Origin of the sequence: Streptomyces sp. ID05-39B (genome assembly GCF_033794725.1) — a bacterium.
GTDB classification, from domain to species: Bacteria; Actinomycetota; Actinomycetes; order Streptomycetales; family Streptomycetaceae; genus Streptomyces; species Streptomyces bobili.
Map to the genome: position 1 here is coordinate 1 of NZ_JARGEF010000395.1, position 4,570 is coordinate 4,570.

Below are 4,570 nucleotides of genomic sequence, written 5' to 3' on the forward strand. Positions count from 1 at the left end.
ACCCCGGCCCCCTCACCGTCGGCCACCGAGCAGAAGGCCGCCGCCCTGTACGGCAGCGTCGTCGATGCCGTCGACAGCGCGCCCGCACGGGACACCCGCCCGGCCGAACTGCCCCGCCGCCCCGAGCCGGGGATCACCAGTACGGGCGGGCGCCAGGCCGTCATGCAGCACCGCGGCGACAGCGTCACCCTCAGCGGGCGGGGCTACGTCCTCGTGCGCTGGCAGATCTCCCCGCACAGCCGCCCCGGCGCGCTGGTCATGCCGTCCTGGACCGGCCTGGACGGCAGGCTGTTCCACGTGGCCTCCGCCGGCGGCCGCCGCATGGACGACCCGCTCGACGGCACCTCCGACGGCCCCGTCACCGGCATGGGCGGCCCCGACACCGGCTACACGGTCCTGCCGCCCGGCACCCAGCAGATGTGGCAGAACGAATACTTCTACGTCGACGGCACGGTCACCCTCACCCAGAACGAACGCGGCGCCGACTACGGCATCACCGTCTTCCCCACCACCTGGCAGGCGGCCGACGACGACCTCCGCCGGGGCCCCGGCCAGGGCGTCATCCGCTACGGCCTCGTCCGCGACACCGGCGACGACGCCGCCCCCGTCCCGCAGTACCTCACCCGTGCCACCCCGGGCGACCCCGCGACCGTGCCTCAGCGCTCCCGCGTGTAACGGTCCTGCGCGGCCAGCACGTCGTCCCCGTGCTCGAACGCCCACGCACCGAAGGCGTCGATCGGCGCGAGCAACGTCCGCCCCAGCTCGGTCAGTTCATAGTCCACGCGGGGTGGCGCGCCGGGGTGCGCGCGGCGGGCCACCAGGCCGTTGAACTCCAGCCGCCGCAGGGTCTCGGTCAGCACCTTCTGACTGATGCCGCCGATCCTCTCCCGCAGCTCCCCGTGGCGGACCGGACCACCGCGCAACGCCCACAGCACCACGGCGTTCCACGTGTTCGCGAGCAGGTCGAAGGCGAGCCGGGCCCGGCAGTCGGCGAGGAAGTCCGCGTCGGTGGTCACGTACCGAATGGTGCCCGAGCGGCCTCCTACCGTCAGGCGTATGCGGATAGGAATTCTCGGAACCGGACAGATGGCGGACGCGCTCGGCACCCAGTGGCGGCGGGCGGGACACGAGGTGAGGACCGGCGGCCGCGCCGGCGGGCTGAGGGAGGCGGCGGAGTTCGGCACCGACGCGGTGCTGCTGGCCCTGCCGTACGCGGCCGTCGCCGAGGTGGTCGGCGGGCTGGGGGAGACGCTGCGGGGGAGAGCGCTGATCGACTGCACCAACCCGGTCGGCCCCGGCTTCCGGCTGCTCACGGCGGGCGGACCGGCGGGCGCCGAACGCATCGCCGCCGCCGCGCCGGCCGCCCACGTCGTCAAGGCCTTCAACCTCTGCCACGTCGACGTCTGGCGGCTCACCCCGCCGGTCTTCGACGGCCGTCCCCTCGCGGTCCCGCTCTGCGGCGACGACCCGGCAGCCCTGGACGTCGTACGACACCTCGTGCGCGACCTCGGCTGCGAGCCGCTGGACGCCGGCGGACTGGACCGGGCCGGCCTGGTCGAGGCGACGGCGGCCCTGCTGATCGGCCTGTGGGTGGGCGAGGGCGCCGACGCCCAGGCGATCGCCCCGCCGCTGGCCCACGCGGCCGGCTAGCCGCTGCTTCGCGCGAAGGGCCCGGTCGGTAGCTCTTGTACAGGGCCCGGTCAGCCGCTCTTGCGGAGGGCGCAGAGGACGTCGATGCGGTTGGTGGTGATCGAGTCGACGCCCACATCGATGAGCCGGCGCATGGAGCGGCGCGTGTCCGGGGTCCACACGGACAGCAGCCTGCCATCCCGGTGGACGCGGGCGGCCAGGTCCCGGTCGACCAGGGAGAAGCGGTAGTTGAGCCAGCGGGGTTCGACCGCCGCCAGCAGCACGGGCCGCGGCGGCGCCAGGCTCGTCCAGGTCATCGCGATCTCGGCGGCCGGGTCGGCGGCGCGGACGGCGAGCATCGCGGTGGCGCCGGCGCAGTAGTAGACGCGGTCCGCCGCCCCGGCCTCGCGGACGGCGTCCACCACCCGGCGCGCCGTCCGCACCTCCCGGGTGCCCGGCAGATCCAGCATCACCCGGCTGCCCTCGGTCACGGCCAGCGCCTCCGCCAGCGTCGGCACCCCGCCCTCCGTCAGCCCGCGCACCTCGGCCGCCGACAGCGAAATCAGCGGCCGGTCCCGCTCCCACAACCGCTTCAGCGTCTCGTCGTGCAGCAGCACGGGCACCCCGTCCCGGGTGAGCCGTACGTCGATCTCGACGGCGTCCGCGCCCTGGTCGAGCGCGGAACGCAGCGAGTCGAGGGTGTTCTCACGGACGCGGTAGGGGTCGCCGCGGTGGGCCACGGCAGTCACGTTCTGCATGGGCCCATTGTGCTGGTGGCCGGGGAGCGGGGTGGCTGTCAGGGGGCGACCCACTGTGTGGTGTAGCTGTCGATCTCGGCGGCGATCCGTGCCTTGCCGGGCGCGTCGAGGAAGGACGCCTCGACGGCGTTCTTCGCGAGGTCGGCCAGTCCGCGCTCGTCCAGGTCGAGGAGGCGGGCGGCGACGCCGTACTCGCTGTTCAGGTCGGTGCCGAACATGGGCGGGTCGTCGGAGTTGATCGTCACCAGGACGCCCGCCGCCACGAAGTCCCGCAGCGGGTGCTCGTCCAGCGTGCGGACCGCGCGGGTCGCGATGTTGGACGTCGGGCAGACCTCCAGCGCGATGCGGTGCTCGGCGAGGTGGGCGAGGAGCTTCTCGTCCCGCGCGGAACTGGTGCCGTGCCCGATGCGCTCGGCGCGCAGATGCGTCAGGGCGTCCCACACCGTCTCCGGGCCGGTCGTCTCGCCGGCGTGCGGCACCGACCGCAGCCCGGCGGCGATGGCCCGGTCGAAGTACGGCTTGAACTGCGGGCGCGGTACGCCGATCTCGGGTCCGCCCAGGCCGAAGGAGACCAGGCCCTCGGGGCGCAGCCGGTCGTCGGTGGCGAGTCTCGTCGTCTCTTCGGCCGCCTCCAGGCCCGCCTCACCGGGGATGTCGAAGCACCAGCGCAGCACCGTGCCGAAGTCCGCCTCGGCCGCCTTGCGGGCGTCCTCGATCGCGTCCATGAACGCGCGCTCGTCGATGCCGCGCCGGGTGGACGAGAAGGGGGTGAGGGTCAGCTCGGCGTACCGCACCTGCTGGCGGGCCAGATCGCGGGCCACCTCGTAGGTCAGCAGCCGGACGTCCTCCGCGGTGCGGATCAGGTCCACGACCGACAGATACACGTCGATGAAGTGCGCGAAGTCCGTGAACGTGAAGTAGTCGGCCAGCGCCTCGGGGTCGGTGGGCACCTTGGAGTCGGGGTGGCGGGCGGCGAGTTCGGAGACGATCCGCGGGGAGGCCGATCCGACGTGATGGACATGCAGTTCGGCCTTGGGCAGGCCGGCGATGAAGGCGTTCAGGGTCAAGGGGTCCTCCCCGGGACGGCACCCCGGGCCACACGGGCCGACGGAGGTGCGGGTGATCGGCTGATCGATGAGACGGGATCATCGTAGGCGGAGGAGGCGGGAACGGGCGGGGGTATTGCTGGCGGGGCGGGAAGGGGCGGGGGTACTGCGGGCGGGCCCAGCGGTTCGGGTTGGCCCTGGCGGGTTCGGGGCGGTCCTGGCGATTCGGGGTTGGCCTCGCAGGTTCAGGGTTGTCCCTGGTGGGTTCCAGGCTGTCCCTGGTGGGTTCGGGCCGGGCCCGTGGTCGGTTCGGGCCGGTGCTGTGCCGGTTCCGGGTTGCTCCTGGCGGGTTCGGGGCGGTGCTCGGCTGATTCGGGGTTGGGCCTCGCAGGTTCGGGGTTGTCCCTGGTGGGTTCCGGGCTGTCCGTGGTGGGTTCGGGCCGGTCCTGCGTCGGTTCTGGTCGGGCCCGTGGTCGGTTCGGGCCGGTCCTGTGGCGGGGTCGGGCCGGTGCTGTGCCGGTTCCGGGTTGCTCCTGGCGGGTTCGGGGCGGTGCACGGCTGATTCGGGGCGGTCCTGCGCCGGTCGGGGGCCGCCTGGTCCCGTCCGGTTCCAGGCGGCCCCCGCCGCTCTGGAGGCTTCCTTCGCCGGCCGGGTCCTTTTGCCGCTCCGGGGTGGCCCTCCGCCGGTCCGGGCCAGGGCCTTAGCATTGCGGAACGCATGACTGAGGGGGTCCCGCGCATGTCCGACGACGCACCCACCGATTCTGCCCCGCACCCATGGGCCGCGCCCGGCTCCGTGCCCGATGGGACGGAAGGGCCGCAGTACGCCGCCCAGGTGCCGCTGGAGAAGCGGGACGCGTCCGGCGCACCGGCCGCGCGTGACGAACCGGACGCACGGGATGTCGCACGGGCCCCCGACGTCTGGCCCGCCCCCGCCTCCGTCCCGGCGCACGACCCCGGAGTCACCATCGCCTCCAGCGAGGTGCCCACCCCGCAGGACCAGGCGCCGTCGTCCGTGCATGCCCAGCAGACGGTGACCTCCCTGCCCAGCGTGGCCCCGACGCCCACCGTCGGTACCCCGCGGGCCGACGTCCCGTTCGCGTCCTTCCCCCCGCCGCACCCCGCCACCGCGTCCAC

At 74.0% G+C, this 4,570-nt stretch carries 4 protein-coding genes and 2 pseudogenes; 3 read left to right on the top strand and 3 right to left on the bottom strand.

Annotated elements, in window-relative coordinates; all coding sequences use genetic code 11:
- A pseudogene (locus P1P75_RS39835) lies at positions 1 to 675 on the top strand (sigma-70 family RNA polymerase sigma factor); the annotation flags it as partial.
- Here P1P75_RS39835 and P1P75_RS39840 read toward each other — a convergent pair.
- Positions 657 to 1,016: a helix-turn-helix domain-containing protein gene (locus P1P75_RS39840; protein ID WP_319264561.1), complete on the bottom strand. Its 360-nt coding sequence runs from the start codon at positions 1,014 to 1,016 to the stop codon at positions 657 to 659. The pseudogene P1P75_RS39835 and the gene P1P75_RS39840 sit on opposite strands and share 19 nt — an antisense overlap.
- Positions 1,017 to 1,056: 40 nt before the next feature.
- Here P1P75_RS39840 and P1P75_RS39845 point away from each other — a divergent pair, with 40 nt between their 5' ends.
- Positions 1,057 to 1,650, top strand: a complete 594-nt coding sequence (locus P1P75_RS39845) for an NAD(P)-binding domain-containing protein (protein ID WP_319264563.1) — start codon at positions 1,057 to 1,059, stop codon at positions 1,648 to 1,650.
- 50 nt (positions 1,651 to 1,700) lie between these two features.
- Here the strand turns inward: P1P75_RS39845 and P1P75_RS39850 are convergent, their stop codons facing one another.
- Both P1P75_RS39850 and P1P75_RS39855 read right to left on the bottom strand, forming a co-directional pair.
- Positions 1,701 to 2,387 carry a glycerophosphodiester phosphodiesterase gene (locus P1P75_RS39850; protein ID WP_319264565.1) on the bottom strand — a complete coding sequence of 229 codons (687 nt, stop codon included), beginning with the start codon at positions 2,385 to 2,387 and terminating at the stop codon, positions 1,701 to 1,703.
- Positions 2,388 to 2,425: 38 nt separating this feature from the next.
- Entirely contained in the window at positions 2,426 to 3,454 is a 1,029-nt protein-coding gene (locus tag P1P75_RS39855; protein ID WP_319264567.1) for an adenosine deaminase, read from the bottom strand.
- Positions 3,455 to 4,151: 697 nt separating this feature from the next.
- Here P1P75_RS39855 and P1P75_RS39860 point away from each other — a divergent pair.
- A pseudogene (locus P1P75_RS39860) lies at positions 4,152 to 4,570 on the top strand (hypothetical protein); the annotation flags it as partial.

Coding starts and splice junctions, on each gene's coding strand:
- P1P75_RS39850 (WP_319264565.1), bottom strand. CDS start 2,387: ATGCAGAACGTGACTGCCGTGGCCCACCGCGGCGACCCCTACCGCGTC.
- P1P75_RS39845 (WP_319264563.1), top strand. CDS start 1,057: ATGCGGATAGGAATTCTCGGAACCGGACAGATGGCGGACGCGCTCGGC.